An 18,073-nucleotide genomic window follows, 5' to 3' on the forward strand; every position below is an offset into this window, starting at 1 on the left:
CATGAGAAAGCAACATTCATACGGTGGAAAGCTGACTGCCCTGCTGTTGGCGGCGGTGCTGACCCTCGGCCTTGTGCCCATTCGGGCCTCGGCTGCCGGTACCGCCCACTTTAAGGACGTACCCTCCACCCACTGGGCCTACTCCTATGTGGAGCGGGCCTACAGCGACAGGGCCATCTCCGGCACCGGCGGCGACCCGGCCAAGGGGACCGGGGTATTTGACCCGGACGCCAAAATGACCTACAGCCAGTTCCTCACCATGCTGATGAGCGCCTTTTACCCGGAGGAAATGGCGCGGGTCACGGTGCGGACCCCCTGGTACGCCCCGGCGATTCAGGTGGCCTCCAGCCGCCAACTGACCTATATCTCCCAGGACGACCTGATGAACAAGTACGCGGACGCTTCCATCAACCGCTATAACATGTCCTGGATTTTGGTCAAACTGCTGGAGGACAAGGGGGCCGCCCTGCCCACGGAGAATGAGCGGGCCGCGGCGGCCGCCAAAATCGCCGACTGGGACAAGGTGGGGACGGACCACAAGTCTTGGCCCTACTATGTCTCCGCCGTGGTGGCCGCCGGGCTTATCTCCGGCGTGGACGACAGGGGTACCTTCGACGGGGCTGGCTACGTCACCCGGGGAGCCGCCGCGGTGATTTACACCAAGCTGGCCGACAAGCTGTCCCAGCCTGGCACAACGACGCCCCCCAGCACAACGACGCCGCCCAGCACAGCGTCAAAGTTCAGCATTACCAAGGGCGAGGGCTGGGAGCTGATCCCCGACCCGGCCTATTGGAATGAGGTCGAGGAGACCTTCAACACCGTCTATCCCCGCCTGTGGGCCCGTTGGGGCGGGGACGTCGCCCAGAAGGAAATCACAGTCAACGTGAAGAAAATACTTCCGCTCAGCGGCGACCGCAAGGAGGCGCCAATGTGGACGGGGTCTACAAACTACGACCACCAAAAGCAGCTTTGGGAGCGAAACATCGAGATTTCAGCGAATTTTAAGGATGTCGCGCCCACTCCGTGCTTCGCCCACGAACTGGGCCATGTGGTACAGATCTATAGTGGTCTGGACAGCAGCTGGTGGATCGAGACGCTGGCGTCCTATGCCAGCTTCCGCTATTGCTTCTATGCGGATGACGGGGTTCTGGCCCGGGGAGCCTTACGTTACATCGGAGACGATCAGGGCCTGCGGAACTGGCGCTTTGAGAACGACTACTACACCGCCTACTGGTTCTTTGCCTATATGGACAGCCGCTACCCCACCACGCCCCAGGGCTATGGCCTGATCGACTCCATTCACTTCGCCATGGCCTCCAAGCAGATCACCAGCGATAATATCAACGATCCGAATTTGAACGCTGTGGTGAAAAGGGTGACCGGGCTGAGCAGCATTGAACAGGTCCGCCAGCAGTATGTGAAGGAGCTGGACGCAGGCACCTGGGCCTTTAACGGCTTTGGCGGCTATGCCGACAACTACATCACCGAAAACATTCCCGGCGTGCCCAACCCCACCTACCCTACGGTGGACGGTCTCAGCCTCTGCGCGGGAGCGTATACCTATGCGGTCTCCGGCCAGGCTTCCAGCGGGACGGCTGCGGACCATCTGGTGGATGGCAACCTGAGCACCAAATGGCAGGCTGCCCAGTCGGACGCCACAAACCGGGACCATATGAGCAGGGACGCTCAGCATGACCTCTGTATCAGCCTGTCCAAGCCTGTAGTCTTCGATACCTACGTCCTCTATCACGCGGGCAGCCAGGGGGAAGACAGCCAGCAGAACACCGTATCTTGGCGGCTGAAGTACTACGACAGCGAGAAAAAACAGTGGAAGACTCTGGATACCGTGTCAGGAAATACCCAGGACGTGACCACCTGCAAGGTGCGTCCGGTAACCACGAAAAACCTCTGGCTGGAAATTTTGGACCCCAGCGGCACGGGGGACGGGACCGTCCGCCTGTACGAGCTGGAGCTCAACAACAAAGGATAGGAGGCTTTTATGACGCGCATTCAACTGGGAAGCACCGGCATCACCATTGAGAAAAACGGCTTTGGCTGCCTGCCCATCCAGCGCATCTCCAAAGAGGATGCGGCCTATCTGCTCCACAAGGCGGTGGATGGCGGCATGACCTATTTTGACACCGCCCGGGCCTACTCCGACAGCGAGGAGAAGGTGGGCTGTGCCTTCGCGGGGATGCGGGACAAGATCGTGATCGCCACCAAGACGGGCGCTCAGACCGTCGAGGGCATGTGGGCTGACCTGGAGACCAGCCTGCGAAACCTGCAGACCGACTATATTGACGTCTACCAGTTCCACAATCCCGCCTTCTGCCCCAGGCCCGGCGGGGAGGACGGCCTGTACGACGCCGCCCTGGAGGCCCGGCGGCAGGGGAAGATCCGCCACATCGCCATCACCAACCACCGCCTGGCGGTGGCCCATGAGGCGATTGACTCCGGGCTGTACGCGCTGCTGCAATTCCCCTTCAGCTATCTGTCCGGCCCCCAGGAGCAGGAGCTGGTGGAGAAATGCCGGGCCAAGGGCATGGGCTTTGTGGCTATGAAGGGGATGGCCGGGGGTCTGCTCCAGGACGGCTCCGTGGCCGCCGCCTGGATGGCCCGGCAGGAGGGGGTGGCCCCCATCTGGGGGGTGCAGCACGAGTGGGAGCTGGACCAGTTCCTGGCCTGCGTGAAGGAGACCCCCGCGCTGACGGCGGAGGATCAGGCGGTCATCGACCGGGACCGGGCCGAGCTGACCGGAGCCTTCTGCCGGAGCTGCGGCTACTGCATGCCCTGTCCGGTGGGGATTCAGATCAACCAGTGCGCCCGGATCAACCTGATGGTCCGCCGGGCGCCCGCCGCAGACTGGCTCAACGACTACTGGCAGGGGGAGATGAAGAAGATCGAGCAGTGCCTGCACTGCGGCAAGTGCGCCTCCAAGTGCCCCTACGGGCTGAATACCCCCCAGCTCCTCCAGGAAAACTACAAGGAATACTGGACCCACTTTTAAGCGAAAAACCGCCGCGGACCGTTCGGTCCGCGGCGGTCTCTTATTTAGTACACCCGCAGCACACAGATGGACTGCGCGCTGATCTGAGGGGGAAGGCTGGCGGTCATGATGCCATCATAGACGATGCGCACCTGTTCCCCAGTCATCAGGTTGGAAGTGGAATGATTGGTGTTCACCAGCACCTCCTGGCCGTTGGCGTTGTCGGTGACCAGCACCTGAGAGCCCCAGGCCCGGACGACGGTAGCGATCATAGTTACCATAGAAGTCACCTCCTGTTGGATCAGAGTCCGTGACATTCTATGCGCCCCGGGCCGGAAGGGTGCCTTACGCCTCCCGGTACAGTGCGTCGAAGCGGTCCAGACAGTGCTCGATGGTGTCCTGGGTGTCGATTTGGCAAAGGTGGGGGAAGGACTCCAGCTTTTGCGGGGAAAAATCCTCCTGGTCGGCCAGAAACCGGCGGCAGACCTCGGTATAATCGGGATGGCTCTGCTCCTCCTCCCGCTGAATGCACCGCAGAAGGCGGGTGTGGTCGTCCAGGCTGAGGTAGACGACCCGCACCGCCTGAACGCCCCAGCAGTCCATCAGGGCGCTGGCCCCCTCCAGAGTGGTGATGAGCAGGTGGTCGGCGTCCAGGTCGAAGCGGAGGGTGAAGTAGGTCCACAGCCCCTGAACGGTGCGGTACTCCCGCTTTTCGAGGACGTCCCCCTGGGCCTCATACTGCCGCAGCTGGGTCTCGGTGACGAACCAGTAGTTCTGTCCATCTACCTCGCCCGCCCGCCGGGGGCGGGTGGTGTGGGGGATCACAGGAATCAGCTCCGGGTGCCGCTCCAAAATGCGGGCATAGAGGGTGTCCTTACCCGAGCAGCTCTTGCCCACCAGACAGAAGACACGGCTCATAACGGCACCGTCCCTTCCCGGGTGACCGCTTGAAAGAAGGCGTCGATCTCCTGCCAGGCGGCCTGGACCGAGCCCTGGACGAAATCGGGCTTGCCGCCCCCCCGGCCGCGGAGGGCCTGGTTCAGCTCCTTCACGAAGCCCCGCAGATCGCCGCCCGCCTGGCCGATGGCGTACTTATACCCCCACCCGTCCGTGCCGGAGAAGCAGGCGCACCGGCCGCCGCAGGTGTGCAGGACGGCGTCACACAGCCGCCGCAGGCTGTCAGGGGAAAGGCCGGGCTCAAAGAGGAGCACGTCCCCGGCCCCGGCGTACTGCCCGGCCAGCTGGGCAAAGCGGTCCTCCTCCAGCACGGTAAGGCGGGCCTTGAGCTCCTCATTTTTTGCCAGCAGCTTCGCCACCGCCTCCGCCGTTTCAAAGGGCTTGGCGGACAGGAAATGGGACACCTGGGCGTTCTGCTCCATGCAGCGGCTGAGATAGCGGAAGGCCCGGCCGCCGCACACCAGCTGAATGCGGACCCCCTCCCGGAATTTTTCCATGGACAGCAGCTTGATCAGCCCCACCTGAGCGGGATGCCGCACATGGGTGCCGCAGCAGGCGCAGCAGTCCGCCCCGGGGAACTCCACAATCCGCACCGGACCGGTGAGCGCCTTCTTGCTCCGGTAGCGGATGTGCTCCAGCTCCTGGGGGGAGGGATAGGTGATGTTCACCGGCAGATCCACCTGCCAGAGGTGCCGGTTGGCGGCCTCCTCCAGCGTGGCAAGCTGCTCCTGGGTGAGGGGGCGGTCAAAGTCGATGGTGACCACCTCCGCCCCCATGTGAAAGCCCACGTTTTCGCAGCCCCAGAGGTAGTGGGCCAGCCCGGAGACGATGTGCTCCCCCGAGTGCTGCTGCATCAGGTCGAACCGCCGGTCCCAGTGGATTACCCCGGTGACCGCCGTCCCCGGCTCCAGGGGGTGGCTGCAGGTGTGGACAATCTCGCCCGCCCGGCTGTGGACCTTCAGCACCTTGACCTGCCTCCCAGCGGCCTCCAGCCGCCCGGTGTCCCAGGGCTGCCCGCCCCCCTCGGGGTAGAAGGCGGTGCGGTCCAGAATGATGTCGAAGCCCTTCTTCCCCTGTTCGCAGGAGAGGACCTTTGCCTCAAATTTGATCAGAAAGGGGTCCTGTTCGTACAGTTTTTCCGTCATAGATAGCTCTCATCCCGCTCGGACCGCTTGGCCCGCTGCATCAGGTTGGTGATGACGGTATGCACGTCCCGGCCCTCGTACAGGACCTCGTAGGCCGCCTGGGCAATGGGCATCTCCACCCCCGCCTTCTGAGCCAGGGCGCGGGCGTTGGCGGCGGCGTAGTAGCCCTCCACCACCGCGCCGATCTCCTTCACCGCCTCGTCCACCGGCTTGCCCTGGCCGATGAGGATGCCGCAGCGGCGGTTGCGGGAGTGCATGGAGCAGCAGGTGACGATCAGGTCGCCCACCCCGGCCAGGCCGGTGAAGGTGTCCTTCCTGCCCCCCAGGGCCACCCCCAGCCGGGCCATCTCCGCCAGGCCCCGGGTCATGAGCAGGGCCTTGGTGTTGTCGCCGCAGCCCATGCCGTCGCAGCAGCCGGCGCACAGGGCGATGATGTTTTTCAGAGCGGCGCAAATCTCGGTGCCGATTTTGTCGTCGCTGGTGTACACCCGGAACCGCTGGTTCATGAACAGGTCCTGGACCTGTTCGGCCACGGCCAGGTCCTCCGAGGCCACCACCACCCCGGTGGGAATCTTCCGGCCCACCTCCTCGGCGTGGGAAGGCCCGGACAGCACCACCACCGGGCACTTGCCGGCGACCTCCTCCTCGATGACCTGGCTCAGGCGGAGGGAGGTGTCCTTCTCGATGCCCTTGGACACGGACACCAGGATGGTCCCCGGGTCGGCCAGCTCCTTGAGCTGTTTTGCGGTATTGCGCACCGCAAAGGAGGGGGTGGCCACCACCACCAGCCCGCAGCCCTTCACCGCCGCCATGTCGGTGGTGAGCTTCAGCCCCTCAGGCAGAGGAACCCCCTTCAGCATGGGGTTCTCCCTCGTCTCTCGGAGAACTCTGGATTCCTCCTCCGTGTAGGACCACAGGGTCACGTCGCTACCGTTTTCCAGCAGTAAGAGCGCCAGGGCCGTCCCCCAGGCGCCGCTGCCAAGGACCGTGATTTTCATAGCTTTTTCCTCCTTGATCGTTTTTTCTTTTCTTTTTGTAAAAAGAAAAGAAACAAAAGAAAAACGTTTGCGCAAAACTTCGTTTTGCTTTACTTCTTTTTATGCAGGCTGAACTTGTTTTCCGTCCCGGTGAGCAGCCGGTGGATATTAGCCCGGTGCATGTACAGGATGAGCCCGCCGATGATGATGGACAGGATGAGGAGCACCGCATCCTGGTAGACGAACCAGGTGGCGAAGGGGAAGGACGCCCCCGCCCAGCAGGAGCCCAGGGAGACATACCGGGTTACCACCGCCAGCACGAGAAAGCCCCCCCAGACCACCAGGGCGATGCGCCAGTCGATCATGATGGCGATGGTCCCCCCGGACAGGATGCCCTTGCCCCCCTTGAAGTGGAACATGCAGGGGAACATGTGCCCCAGCAGGCACCACAATCCCGCCCAGTATTTGGCCAGATTGACCGCTTCTGAGGGCGTATTGACGATATCCGAAGCGATCCATATGGCAAGTATCGCTTTCAGAACATCGCAGGAAATGACGCCCAAAGTGAGCGGTCCGCCAAAGGTGCGGTAGAAGTTGGTCAGTCCCGCGTTGCCGCTGCCGTGGGTACGGATGTCGTCCCGGAGAATATATTTGGACACAATGACCGCTCCATTGAAGCAGCCGCAGAGGTAGGCGCAAAATGCAATGGTAACAAAGAAAAAGGGGGCGTTGGCGGGTAGATAATCAAGCATTTTCACCCCTCCTTCTCGCTCCGCTCCCGGACGGTGAGGCGCACCGGGGTGCCCTCCAGGCCGAAGGTGGAGCGGATCTGGTTCTCGAGATACCGCTGGTAGGAGAAGTGGAACAGCCGGGCGTCGTTGCAGAAGCAGACGAAGTGGGGGGGCTTGACCCCCACCTGGGTCATATAGTAGACCTTCAGCCGCCTCCCCTTGTCGGTGGGGGGCTGGACCCGGGCGGTGGCGTCGGCCAGGAGGGAGTTGAGCATCCCGGTGGTGATCCGCATGGCGGCCTGGTTGTTCACGTAGTTGATCAGCTCAAAGAGCCTATCCACCCGCTGGCCGGTGAGGGCGGAGATGAACACGATGGGGGCGTAGGTCATGTAGGACAGGTCCCGCATCACGTCCTGGCGCATCTTGTCCATGGTCTTGCCGTCCTTCTCGATGGCGTCCCACTTGTTGACCACGATGATGCAGGCTTTCCCCGCCTCGTGGGCCAGCCCGGCCACTTTCGTGTCCTGCTCCGTGACCCCCTCCTGGGCGTCGATCATGATGAGGCACACGTCGGACCGCTCAATGGCCATCGTGGCCCGGAGGACGGAGAATTTTTCGATGCGGTCGTCCACCTTGGACTTCTTCCGCATCCCGGCGGTGTCGATGAACCGGTACTTGCCCTGCTTGTTCTCAAAATAGCTGTCCACGGCGTCCCGGGTGGTGCCCGCCACGTTGGAGACGATCACCCGCTCCTCCCCCAGAATCCGGTTCACCAGGGAGGATTTTCCCACGTTGGGCTTGCCGATGACCGCCACCTTGATGACGTCGTCCTCCTCGTCTTCCTCCTCCTGGGGGGGGAAGTGCTCAAAGCAGGCGTCCAGCAGGTCGCCGGTGCCGTGGCCGTGGATGGCGGACACCGCGATGGGGTCGCCCAGCCCTAAGTTGTAGAACTCGTAGATGTCCGGGTTTTCCCGGCCGGTCTGGTCGGACTTGTTCACCGCCAGCACCACCGGCTTGCCCGAGCGCAGCAGCAGGTTGGCCACCTCCTGGTCGGAGGCGGTCAGGCCGGTTTTGATGTCGCAGACAAAGACGATCACGGTGGCGGTTCCAATGGCGATCTCCGCCTGCTCCCGCATGAAGGACAGGATCTGGTCGTCCGTCCCCGGCTCAATGCCGCCGGTGTCCACAATGTCGAAGGTGCGGTTCCTCCACTCGCACGGGGCGTACAGCCGGTCCCGGGTGACGCCGGGGGTGTCCTCCACGATGGACAGCCGCTGTCCGCATAATTTGTTGAAGAGCATGGACTTGCCCACGTTGGGCCGGCCCACAATGGCGACTAAGGGTTTCATAGGCTTCACTTCCTTTACGGATTATACCGGTAAAATTCCTCGTTTTCCCAGGTGGCCCGCTGGGCTTCGGGGGTGAGCTGGATGCCCAGCATGGCGTCCAGCAGCTCATAGCCGTCCTGGGGGACGGGGACCACCGGCACCCCCAGCTCCCGCTCCACATCGGCCGTGGATACGTCGTCCAGAAAGACGTTCTCCCCGGACCGGAGCATATTGGCGGGGATGAGGAGCCGCTCTCCCAGATCCCGGCCCCGGAGCTGGTCAATGAGGTCCCCTCCGGTGACCAGCCCGGCCACGGTGATGGTCTCGCCAAAAAAGTGGTTGACAATGGGATAGACGGTTCCTCTTATTGTATCACATTTTTCCTTGGCCTGCGCCACCAATTTTGCCAAAAATGGGGCGGCGGACACTCCCGTGGCGATGGAGAAGGGGACCGCGCCCTCCAGCTCTGACCGCTCCATCAGGTCCAACGCCCTGGAAAACTCCCGCGACAGCAGGGTGAGCATCCCCACCCCGTTGTCCAACTGGGTGAAGTCCTCAAAGTAGTCCTCGCCGGGCAAGTCCTGTCCGGCCAGCAGGTAGAACTCGTCAGAGCACCACACCAGTCTGGTCCCATACTCCTCCAGGCGCTTTTGCGCAAAAGCCTCCACCTGGCCCACCAGGGCGGCGGCCGTCTCTTTGCGGTAGGTTTGCAGCGGGTAGAGCCCCTCCCGGTATTTGGTCACCCCCACTGGCACCACAGAGATGCTGTTCACCGCCGGATACATGGCGGCCAGGTCCTTCAGGGTTTTGTCCAGGGCGGGGCCGTCGTTGATGCCGGGGCAGGAGACGATCTGGCAGTTCATGGTGATGTGGGCTTGCGCGAACCGCTCCATGATGTCGATGCCCTCTCCGGCCCTGGGGTTGTTCAGCAGTTCCGCCCGCAGAGTCCGGTCGGTGGTGTGGACGGAGATGTTGATGGGGGAGATGCGCAGGTCGATGATCCGCTGCACCTCCCGGGGGGAGAGATTGGTGAGCGTGAGGTAGTTGCCCAGCAGGAAGGACAGCCGTGCGTCGTCGTCCTTGAAGTAGAGGCTCTTCCGCATCCCCGGAGGCATCTGGTCCACAAAGCAGAAGATGCAGCGGTTGGCGCAGGACCGGGCCCGGTCCATGAGATAGGTCTCAAACTCCAGCCCCAGGTCCTCCCCCTCGCGCTTGCGCACCCGGAGGGAGCGGACCGCTCCGTCCGGCCCCTTGAGGGTCAGCTCCAGCCGGGGGTCGTAGCTGTAGAACTTGTAGTCCAGCACGTCCACAACAGCATGGCCGTTGATGTGGGTCAGCGTCTCGCCGGCGCGGACCCCGGCCCGGTGAGCCGGACTGCGGGGGTCCACCGATTTCACGGCGGTCATGCTCATGGGCGCACCTCCTTCAGGACAGCCTGGTGCATGGAGGACGGTCCGGGAGCCGGCATAGCCGGTTTGCCCCGGCTCCATTCATACCAGACATCGCCATCCCAGGACCGTAAACCGGCATCGGGACAGGGTGTTTCCTGGGGCAGTGCCATACGTCTCACTCCTTTTTGCATGTCTCTCTATTATACCACAGCCGGCCGGAGGATTTCAAGCCTGCGGCCTGGGAGGAGGGCGGGGACAGCGGGGGGCGTTCCGGCATAGGATGAAGCGGACGGCAGGGCTCAGCAGAGAACTGCCGCAGGAGGTATTTACATGCAAGCAACAGGAACCTTAAGCGTCCGGGTGTACACCTCCCAGGCGCAGATCCCCCTGGAGGGGGCCACCGTGGTGGTGGCCGCGCCGGGGGAGGAGGGCAAATATAAGCTGCTCTCCATCCAGAACACGGACAGCAGCGGACAGATTTGCCCGGTGACCATCGACGCCCCCGCCCTGGGGGAGAGCACCTCCCCTGGCGGACTGCCTGGGACAGGGCGCCCCTTCGCCCTGTGCGATGTGTGGGCGGAGCAGCCGGGCTATGCCATGCTCCAGGTGGCGGGGGTGCAGATCTTCCCCGATGTGGAGACCCTGCAGGCCATGGAGCTCATCCCCCTGCCCCAGGGGCTGTGCAGCCTTCAGCAGCGGGACGAGCGGGATATCCCCTCCCAGAGCCTGTGAGGGGGACGCCATGCCCATTATCATTCCATATGTCCCCCGCACCATCACGGTACACCTGGGTCTGCCCAGCCAGTGGGCGGAGAATGTGACCGTCGCCTTCCCCGATTATGTGAAGAACGTGGCTTCCAGCGAGATCTACCCCACCTGGGAGCCCGCCGCCATCCGGGCCAACATCCTGGCCATCATCTCCTTCGCCCTGAACCGGGTGTATACGGAGTTCTACCCCAGCCAGGGCTACGACTTCCAGATCACCTCCACTACCCAGTACGACCAGGCGTTCGTCCGGGGCCGGAACATTTTTGAGAACATCAGCCAGGTGGTGGACGAGATTTTTAACGACTATATCCGCCGCAAGGGCTTTGTGGAGCCTCTGATCGCCAAATTCTGCAACGGCACCACCTCCCAATGCGACGGCCTGTCCCAGTGGGGCAGCCAGGAACTGGCCCAGCAGGGATACAACTCCATGGATATCCTGTACCACTACTACGGCAGTGATATCGAGCTGGTGGTGGACGCCCCCATTCAGGACCTGACCTCCTCCTATCCCGGCACCCCTCTGCGGCGGGGGTCGGCGGGGCCGGATGTGGCGGTGGTCCAGGCCATGCTCAACCGCATCTCTCAAAATTACCCGGCCATCCCCAAGGTGCCCGCCACCGGGGCCTTCGGGGAGGCCACCGAGACCTCCGTGCGCACCTTCCAGAGTATCTTCAGCCTGGCGGTGGACGGGGTGGTGGGCAAGGCCACCTGGTACAAGATGGTGTACCTCTATGTGGGGGTGCTCCAGCTGGCGGAGCTAGTGAGCAAGGGCCAGACCTACTACGCCGTTCAGTTCCAGTTCCCCGGCAACCTGGAGGAGGGGGACGCCGGAGCGGAGGTGGAGGTTTTGCAGTATATGCTGTCCCTGCTGGCCCAGTTTTCCGACACCCTGTACGCCCCGGCCATGGACGGCCAGTTCGGCCCGGTCACCGGCCGTGCGGTGCGCACCTATCAGAATTGGGCCGGGATCACCCCCACCGGCCTGGTGGACGAACGGACCTGGAACTCCATCTACGACAGCTTTGTCACCGCCAACTACTCCCTCAGCCGGGACACCGTGCGGGCCCAGTCCCTGGGGGAGAACGCCGTCCCGGTTCTGGCGGCGGCCGCCCCGGTCCAGCCGCCGGACCGCTGGGCGGATACCCCCCGGCTGGGCCAGTACCAGGGCAGTCCCCTGAAGCCGGGCCAGGCGGACGGCGGAGCAAACGGAAGGAGAGGAGTGAGCGTATGAATGCAGATCTAGGGCAGGAGCTGCTGGAGCGGGAGATGCTGGCCAATCCGGTGAGCGGCCTGCAGTATATGCTGCGCCAGCTGTCAGCGACCTATCAATTTCTCCCCCGGCTGGTGGTGGACGGGGTGTTTGGCGAGCGCACCCTGGAGGCGGTGATGCGCTTTCAGCGGGAGGCGGGCCTGCCCGTGACCGGCGTTGTGGACCAGGCCACCTGGAACGCCATCCGGGACGCCTGGCTGTCCCAGCAGCCCAAGACCAGCTACTCCCGGGCCACCCGGATCTTCCCCTCGGAGGGCATCCAGGTCCACGAGGGGGAGACGAAGGAGTATCTGATCGTCCCGCAGACCATGTTCAATATCCTGGCCAAGCAGTTTGAGGGCATCGCCCCCTGTGAGGCGGACGGCTGCAACGGTCCCGCCTCGGCGGAAAACATCCGCTGGCTGCAAAAGGCGGCGGGCCTGCCCCAGACGGGGTGCATGGATACCGCCACCTGGGACGCCCTGTCCCACCTCTACGAGATCTTCGTGGTCCAGGACATCGACTGCATCCCGGAATTCACCGGCGGCTGGGGCTGAAAAAAACCGCCCGTCCCAAACTGGGGCGGGCGGTCCGCGCTTACAGGGACGCGCTGGGCAGGTTGTCCACAAAGGCCCGCAGCTGGGCCTGGCTGGTCATCTGCCCCATCTGGAGCAGGATGGCGCTGCGCTGTTCCGGAGTGCAGCGGTCGTAGTAGGCGGCGGCCTGGGGGTTCTTTTGCAGCAGCTCCCCGAAGGTCACCGCCGCGTTCATGTTGACGTCCATCAAATCACCTCGACGTCAGTATGCCCCGCCAAGGAGGGGATGATACCATCAAATTCACCCTTTTTCCTCGCGTGCCGGTAAACGCCTGTAACTTGTTTCGATCATTCACAGGACAGAACGGGCGGCTGCACGATCAAGCGGCGTGCCTTGCTCCTTAATAGGTGTGGTCGCAGACCTCTTTGATCTTGGCCTGGATGACTTTCAGGTCCTCGAAGGTCTCGGGCCGGCGGCGGGGGTCCCGGAGGATGGCGGCGGGGTGGAACAGGGCGGTCATCCACACGCCGTTCCGCTCAAACCACAGCCCGTGCTCCCTGGTAATCTTGAAGTCCTCCTTGATGATCTTGCAGGCGGAGATGCGGCCCAGGCAGATGATGATCTTGGGCCGGAGCAGGGCCGCCTGACTGCGCAGATAGTCGATGCAGGCCTCCTGCTCGGTGTTCAGGGGGTCCCGGTTTTTGGGCGGACGGCACTTGACCATGTTGGCGATGTACACGTTCTTTTCCCGGCTCAGATCGATCATTTCCAGCATATCGTCCAGCAGCTTGCCCCCGCGGCCCACGAAGGGCAGGCCCTGCAGGTCCTCGTTCTCGCCGGGCCCCTCGCCGATGCACAGGATCTCAGCGTCCCGGGGACCGGTGCCGAAGACCACATTGGTGCGGGTGTCTGCCAAGGCGCATTTCTGACAGGACAGGCAGGCTTGTTCCAGTTCCTGCCAATTGTTGTAAAGCATAGCGTTTCCTCCGATCTTGATTGGCGTCCGCCCTGGGAGCGGCGGGATTCGACCGATTGGTACAGTATACCACAATCCGGCGGGCCGGGAAAGGCTTTTTGACGGAAAAAATCCAACTCAAAAAAATATTTTCAACTTTTTTTCGGATTTCCAACCGAAGGGTCCGGCGGAAATCCGCCGCAGGGGGTACAAGATGTTGATGAAAATGTGAAGAATCTAACACATATCTTGTACGGCCCGACCCAAAAGTTAAGTTCCGCCGGGGAATAGAACATGCGTTTTGAAAACAAAATTCGCAAGTTTTTTGTAGAAATTGGAGAGTTTGAGGCAAAATCAACAGAAAAAAACCTCTTGCTTTTTATGTCAACAGCATTTATACTGGAGAGGCTGAGTGGAGCGAAGTGGGGAGTTTTCCCTGAAAACAGCATTGAAGTGGGGGAGAGGTGAGGGACGGTGACCGGCACATACGAGCACAGCATCGACGCCAAGGGCCGCCTGTTCATCCCCGCCAAGCTCCGGGAGGAGCTGGGCTCCGCCTTCTATCTGGCCATGGGAGTGGACGCCTGCTTAGCCATCTACCCCCAGTCCACCTGGGACCGCTTCACCGAAAAATTCGCCTCCCTGCCCATGAGCCAGTCCAAGGCCATGCGCCCCCTGTTTGCCAACGCCGCCAAGTGCGAGCCGGACAGCCAGGGCCGTATCGTCATCCCCCAGAAGCTGCGCAAGTACGCCGGGCTGGAGAAGGAGACGGTTATCATCGGCGTTCACGACCGGGCGGAGATCTGGTCCGCCGCCGCCTGGAACGCCCAGGAGGAGGACGAGATGACCCCCGAGAAGATGGCCGCCTGTATGGCCGAGCTGGGGTTCTGAGTTATGAGTGAATTTACCCACTGCCCCGTCCTGCTGGACGAGTGCATCGAAGCGTTAAACATCCGTTCCGATGGAATCTATCTGGACGGCACCTTGGGCCGGGCGGGCCACAGCCGGGAGATCGTCCGGCGGCTGGCCGGCGGACGGCTCATCTGCGTGGACCGGGATCAGGCGGCGCTGGACGCCGCTCAGGAGCGGCTGGCCCCCTGGATGGACAAGGTGACCCTGGTCCACTGCAACTTTGACCAGGTGGACCGCATATTGGACAAGCTGTCCCTGCCCGGTGTGGACGGGATGCTCTTTGATCTGGGCGTCTCCTCCCCCCAGCTGGACGACGGCAGCCGGGGCTTTTCCTACATGGCCGACGCCCCCCTGGACATGCGTATGGACCGGGAGGAGGGGCTCACCGCCGCCAGCGTGGTCAACACCTGGTCCCAGGAGGAGCTGCGCAGGATTCTCTCCCGCTATGGGGAGGAGCGGTATGCGCCTCAGATCGCCGGGGCCATCGTCCGCCGCAGGGCGGACAGGCCCATCGCCTCCACCCTGGAGCTGGTGGAGATTATCAAAAGCGCCATGCCCGGAAAAGCCCTGCGGGAGAAGCAGCACCCCGCCAAGCGCACCTTTCAGGCCATCCGCATCGCCGTCAACGACGAGCTGGCCTCGGTGGAGCGGATGCTTCAGCGGGCCGTGCCCCGGCTGAACCGGGGCGGACGGCTGGCCGTGATCACCTTCCACTCCCTGGAGGACCGGATCGTCAAAACCAGTCTGGCCGGTTTTGCGAAGGGCTGCACCTGTCCGCCGGATTTTCCCGTGTGCGTCTGCGGGAAAAAGCCAGTAGTCAGGCTGGTACACAGAAAACCCATCGTCCCCAGTGAGACAGAGATGGAAGAAAATCCCCGCGCCCGCAGCGCCAAGCTGAGGACGGCGGAACGATTATGAGCTGACAAGCGCACCGGACAAGGAGGAACACTATGGCCAGTTACCGCCGCCGAAATACAACCACATACGGTACCTACGGCAGCGTGGCCTACGCTCCGGCTTACGACGGCAGCGCCGCCCGGGCGCCCCGGCGGGAGGAGGAACTCCGGCGGGCTCCGGCGCCCTACCCCCAGCGGAAGCAGCAGGTCCGGAAGCGGGAGCGGGCCAAGATTCAGGTCCGGCAGGCGGGGGCGGTGGCCCCCTTCGCGGTGATCGGATTTCTGGCGGTGGCCCTCTTTGCCGCCATGCTGGTCACCAGCTACGCCCAGCTCACGGTGGCCAACGACGAGATGGTCCGGCTGCGCAGCGAGCTGTCCCAGCTGAAGAGCGACAACGCCACCCTGACCGCCCAGTACGAAAAGGTCTTCGATCTGGCCGCCCTTCAGGAGGCGGTGGGGGACACCATGGTCCGTCCCACCAGCGACCAGGTGGTGTATATCGACCTGTCCGAGCCGGATACCGTCACCGTCTACAAGGACATGACCCCCTCGCCCCTGCGGACCCTTCTGGACGGCGCGGGCGACATTTTCAGCAGCATCATAGAATATTTCCGCTGAGGCGCACATAGTGTAAAACGGGCCAGCTGGACACCGGTAAATAGAGAGATCCGGGCGCAAGAAAGGGGCTTTCTTGCGCCCTTTTCCAAGCAAAGGAGGGGCACATTGAGCAGACCAAGAAGCAAACGTCCGGGCCGGGCCCCGGCGCGAAGCAAGTACGAACAGGGGATCAGCTGGGCCGGCGCTCCCACGAGCGCCACCCGGGGCACCCACTCCAAGCTGTCCATCCTGCGGCGGACGCTGCTGCTGATGACCGTGTGCGGCATTATGATGTTCGGCCCCCTGGTGTGGAAGCTGTACGACATCGCGATTCTCCACCACGACGAGTATCAGAAGCGGGCCAGCGACCAGCAGACCCTGGACTTTTCCATCTCCGCCCAGCGGGGCAATATCTACGACCGCAACGGCAACGTGCTGGCCATGTCCGCTACCGTGTATAAGCTGATCCTGTCCCCGCGGGACCTGCTGGCCACCGTACCCAAAAAGGACAGCGAGGGCAATGACCTGGACAGCGAGGTCTACCAGGCCAATGTGGCCCTGCGCCAGGACCAGATGGTGGCCGAGCTGATGGAGCTGATCCCCAGCCTGAACCGGGAAGAGGTGAGCAAGAAGGTCCATGCCACCAACTCCGCCTACTGGGAGGTCAAGACCAACATTGAGGAGGAGGACGCCGAGGTCCTGCGGGAGTACCTCACCGAGCACAAGACCGCCTCTTACCTGTACCTCCTGCCCGACACCAAGCGGTACTACCCCTACTCCGGCCTGGCCGCCCAGGCCCTGGGCTTTGTCAACGCCAACGGCGGGGCCTACGGCATCGAGGCGGTGTACAACGACGTGCTGGAGGGCACCCCCGGCCGGGTGCTGACCAACAAGACGGCCGGCGGCACCGAGCGGTACAACACCTACGCCGAGTACATTGACGCCGTGGACGGCTACGACCTGACCCTCACCATCGACGCCACCATCCAGTCCTACCTGGAAAAGACCTTGGAGGAGGGGATCAAAAAGTACGACATCCAGGACGGCGCCTTCGGCATCGTGATGAACCCCAAGACCGGAGCCATCTACGCCATCGGCAGCTCCCCGGATTTCGACCTGAACCACTACTCAACGATCATTGACGGCGTGCTCCTGTCTCAGATGGACGAGAACGCCGGCGCCATCTATGAAAAGCTGAAGGCGGGTAACACCGAACACCTCTCCGACAGCGAGCTGATGGCCAAAGCGGAGAGCCAGGCCCTGTCCGACGCCCAAAACACCCAGTGGCGCAGCAAGGCCATTGACTCCCGGTATGAGCCGGGATCGGTGTTCAAGGCGGTGGTGCTGGCCGCCGCCCTGGAGGAGGGGCTGGTCACCGAGAGCGACCGCTTCTACTGCTCCGGCTCCCTCCGGGTGGCCGACCGGGAGATCAAGTGCTCCAACACGCGGGGCCACAAGGACCAGGACCTGACCAAAGCCGTGGGCAACTCCTGCAACCCCGCCTTTATGGAGATCGGCAAGCGGCTGGGCAAGGATAAGTTTTATGAGTATTTCGAGGCTTTTGGCCTGATGGAAAAGACCGGAATCGACCTGCCCGGCGAGGCCAGCCTGGCCGGAGCCATCTGGGATCGGGACAAAATGGGCGAGGTGGAGCTGGCCACCGCCTCCTTCGGCCAGCGGTTTGAGATCACCCCCCTGCAGATGATCTGCGCCTTTTCCGCCGTCATCAACGGAGGCAACCTGGTCAAACCCTATGTGGTCCAGTCCATCAGCACCGGGGACGGCGCCGTCATCCAGAACACCGAGACGGAGACCGTCCGCCAGGTGATCAGCGCTGAGACCAGCCAGCGGGCTGCCAACATCCTGGAGAAGGTGGTGTCGGAGGGCACCGGCGGCAACGCCTATGTGGCGGGCTACCGCATCGGAGGGAAAACCGGCTCCTCCGAGGTGGGTACCGCGGGCGACCACACCCTGGTCTCCTTTATGGGCTACGCCCCCGCCAACGACCCCCAGGTTATCGTCCTGCTGGCCTATGACCGCCCCCTGCCCCGAGAGCTGGGGACGCACTGCAACTACATCGCTGACGGCACCTACATCAGCGGCGGCAACATGGCCGCCCCCATGGCGGGCCCCCTGATCGCGGAGATCCTGGACTATCTGGGCGTGGAAAAGATCTACAGCGCCGACGAGTCCGCCGCCGTGGATGTACCCACCCCCAGGGTGACCGGCATGACCGTAGGTGACGCTGAGGACGCGCTGGAGAAGAAGAACCTGAAATGCCGCACCATCGGCACCGGAGACATCGTATCCCGGCAGGTCCCCAGCTCGGGCGCCAGCATCCCCGGGGGTTCCACCGTCATCCTGTATCTGGGCGACGCCGTGCCCGATTCCAGCGCGGAGGTGCCGGACGTCACCGGCATGACCTATGAGGCCGCGAAAAACGCACTGGAACGGGAGGGCTTCTTTATGCGGGCCTCCGGTGTGTCCGTCTACTACAGCAACTCCACCACCGCCGCCAGCCAGAGCGTCAATGCGGGCGATATGGCCGCAGTCGGCTCGGTGATCAACGTCCAGTTCTATAACGTGGTGGAGGACAACTAGCGCATCTATAGAGAATGAAACCGCACCCATGAGGGGTGACACC

20 protein-coding genes are annotated in these 18,073 nt (G+C 63.0%); 10 read left to right on the forward strand and 10 right to left on the reverse strand.

The window, feature by feature from the left end:
- The first annotated feature begins 1 nt into the window (after window position 1).
- The gene (locus tag VV088_RS01655) at window positions 2-1,990 is read left to right on the forward strand and encodes an S-layer homology domain-containing protein (protein ID WP_334599065.1); all 1,989 of its coding nucleotides are present in this window, start codon (window positions 2-4) and stop codon (window positions 1,988-1,990) included.
- A 9-nt stretch (window positions 1,991-1,999) separates the two neighbouring features.
- A complete protein-coding gene (locus VV088_RS01660) occupies window positions 2,000-3,007 on the forward strand; it encodes an aldo/keto reductase (protein ID WP_334599066.1) in 1,008 nt (335 codons plus the stop codon).
- 44 nt (window positions 3,008-3,051) lie between these two features.
- Here the strand turns inward: VV088_RS01660 and VV088_RS01665 are convergent, their stop codons facing one another.
- From VV088_RS01665 to VV088_RS01700, 8 genes are all read right to left on the reverse strand, one after another.
- Window positions 3,052-3,267, reverse strand: a complete 216-nt coding sequence (locus VV088_RS01665) for a DUF3221 domain-containing protein (RefSeq protein WP_334599067.1) — start codon at window positions 3,265-3,267, stop codon at window positions 3,052-3,054.
- 64 nt (window positions 3,268-3,331) lie between these two features.
- The gene (locus VV088_RS01670; RefSeq protein WP_334599068.1) at window positions 3,332-3,904 is read right to left on the reverse strand and encodes a guanylate kinase; all 573 of its coding nucleotides are present in this window, start codon (window positions 3,902-3,904) and stop codon (window positions 3,332-3,334) included.
- Complete coding sequence (locus VV088_RS01675; protein ID WP_334599069.1) at window positions 3,901-5,088, reverse strand: alanyl-tRNA editing protein; 1,188 nt, start codon at window positions 5,086-5,088, stop codon at window positions 3,901-3,903. The genes VV088_RS01670 and VV088_RS01675 overlap by 4 nt, the downstream gene beginning before the upstream one ends.
- Window positions 5,085-6,086 carry an NAD(P)H-dependent glycerol-3-phosphate dehydrogenase gene (locus VV088_RS01680; RefSeq protein ID WP_334599070.1) on the reverse strand — a complete coding sequence of 334 codons (1,002 nt, stop codon included), beginning with the start codon at window positions 6,084-6,086 and terminating at the stop codon, window positions 5,085-5,087. Before VV088_RS01680 ends, VV088_RS01675 begins: the two co-directional genes overlap by 4 nt.
- 89 nt (window positions 6,087-6,175) lie before the next feature.
- Window positions 6,176-6,817, reverse strand: coding sequence for a glycerol-3-phosphate acyltransferase (locus tag VV088_RS01685; protein ID WP_334599071.1), 642 nt, complete (start codon window positions 6,815-6,817; stop codon window positions 6,176-6,178).
- 2 nt (window positions 6,818-6,819) lie between these two features.
- Window positions 6,820-8,145 (reverse strand): ribosome biogenesis GTPase Der, encoded by a 1,326-nt coding sequence (gene der / locus VV088_RS01690; protein WP_334599072.1) that lies wholly within the window; start codon window positions 8,143-8,145, stop codon window positions 6,820-6,822.
- Between the two features lie 14 nt (window positions 8,146-8,159).
- Entirely contained in the window at window positions 8,160-9,536 is a 1,377-nt protein-coding gene (locus VV088_RS01695; RefSeq protein WP_334599073.1) for a DUF512 domain-containing protein, read from the reverse strand.
- Window positions 9,533-9,685, reverse strand: a complete 153-nt coding sequence (locus tag VV088_RS01700) for a hypothetical protein (RefSeq protein ID WP_334599074.1) — start codon at window positions 9,683-9,685, stop codon at window positions 9,533-9,535. The genes VV088_RS01695 and VV088_RS01700 overlap by 4 nt, the downstream gene beginning before the upstream one ends.
- 160 nt (window positions 9,686-9,845) lie before the next feature.
- Here VV088_RS01700 and VV088_RS01705 point away from each other — a divergent pair, with 160 nt between their 5' ends.
- From VV088_RS01705 to VV088_RS01715, 3 genes are read left to right on the forward strand one after another with little or no spacing between them, the layout of a single operon-like run.
- On the forward strand, window positions 9,846-10,247 hold the full coding sequence (locus VV088_RS01705; RefSeq protein ID WP_334599075.1) for a spore cortex-lytic protein: 402 nt from the start codon (window positions 9,846-9,848) through the stop codon (window positions 10,245-10,247).
- A 10-nt stretch (window positions 10,248-10,257) separates the two neighbouring features.
- Complete coding sequence (locus VV088_RS01710) at window positions 10,258-11,514, forward strand: peptidoglycan-binding protein (RefSeq protein WP_334599076.1); 1,257 nt, start codon at window positions 10,258-10,260, stop codon at window positions 11,512-11,514.
- Window positions 11,511-12,089, forward strand: a complete 579-nt coding sequence (locus tag VV088_RS01715) for a peptidoglycan-binding domain-containing protein (RefSeq protein WP_334599077.1) — start codon at window positions 11,511-11,513, stop codon at window positions 12,087-12,089. The genes VV088_RS01710 and VV088_RS01715 overlap by 4 nt, the downstream gene beginning before the upstream one ends.
- A gap of 40 nt (window positions 12,090-12,129) precedes the next feature.
- Here the strand turns inward: VV088_RS01715 and VV088_RS01720 are convergent, their stop codons facing one another.
- Both VV088_RS01720 and VV088_RS01725 read right to left on the reverse strand, forming a co-directional pair.
- On the reverse strand, window positions 12,130-12,315 hold the full coding sequence (locus VV088_RS01720; protein ID WP_334599078.1) for a hypothetical protein: 186 nt from the start codon (window positions 12,313-12,315) through the stop codon (window positions 12,130-12,132).
- A 154-nt stretch (window positions 12,316-12,469) separates the two neighbouring features.
- Entirely contained in the window at window positions 12,470-13,045 is a 576-nt protein-coding gene (locus tag VV088_RS01725; protein WP_334599079.1) for a uracil-DNA glycosylase, read from the reverse strand.
- Window positions 13,046-13,318: 273 nt separating this feature from the next.
- On the opposite strand from VV088_RS01725, the gene VV088_RS01730 reads away from it, so the two are divergent.
- The 5 genes from VV088_RS01730 to VV088_RS01750 all read left to right on the forward strand — a co-directional run bounded on the left by VV088_RS01730 (window position 13,319) and on the right by VV088_RS01750 (window position 18,030).
- A complete protein-coding gene (locus tag VV088_RS01730; RefSeq protein WP_334599080.1) occupies window positions 13,319-13,492 on the forward strand; it encodes a hypothetical protein in 174 nt (57 codons plus the stop codon).
- A gap of 6 nt (window positions 13,493-13,498) precedes the next feature.
- Window positions 13,499-13,915: a division/cell wall cluster transcriptional repressor MraZ gene (mraZ, locus tag VV088_RS01735; protein WP_334599081.1), complete on the forward strand. Its 417-nt coding sequence runs from the start codon at window positions 13,499-13,501 to the stop codon at window positions 13,913-13,915.
- Between the two features lie 3 nt (window positions 13,916-13,918).
- The gene (gene rsmH, locus VV088_RS01740) at window positions 13,919-14,854 is read left to right on the forward strand and encodes a 16S rRNA (cytosine(1402)-N(4))-methyltransferase RsmH (protein WP_334599082.1); all 936 of its coding nucleotides are present in this window, start codon (window positions 13,919-13,921) and stop codon (window positions 14,852-14,854) included.
- A 32-nt stretch (window positions 14,855-14,886) separates the two neighbouring features.
- Window positions 14,887-15,450 (forward strand): hypothetical protein, encoded by a 564-nt coding sequence (locus tag VV088_RS01745; RefSeq protein WP_334599083.1) that lies wholly within the window; start codon window positions 14,887-14,889, stop codon window positions 15,448-15,450.
- A 105-nt stretch (window positions 15,451-15,555) separates the two neighbouring features.
- Window positions 15,556-18,030 carry a penicillin-binding transpeptidase domain-containing protein gene (locus VV088_RS01750; protein WP_334599084.1) on the forward strand — a complete coding sequence of 825 codons (2,475 nt, stop codon included), beginning with the start codon at window positions 15,556-15,558 and terminating at the stop codon, window positions 18,028-18,030.
- Window positions 18,031-18,073: the final 43 nt, after the last annotated feature.

It is taken from the genome of Lawsonibacter sp. JLR.KK007 (assembly GCF_036941135.1).
Lineage (GTDB): Bacteria > Bacillota > Clostridia > Oscillospirales > Oscillospiraceae > Lawsonibacter.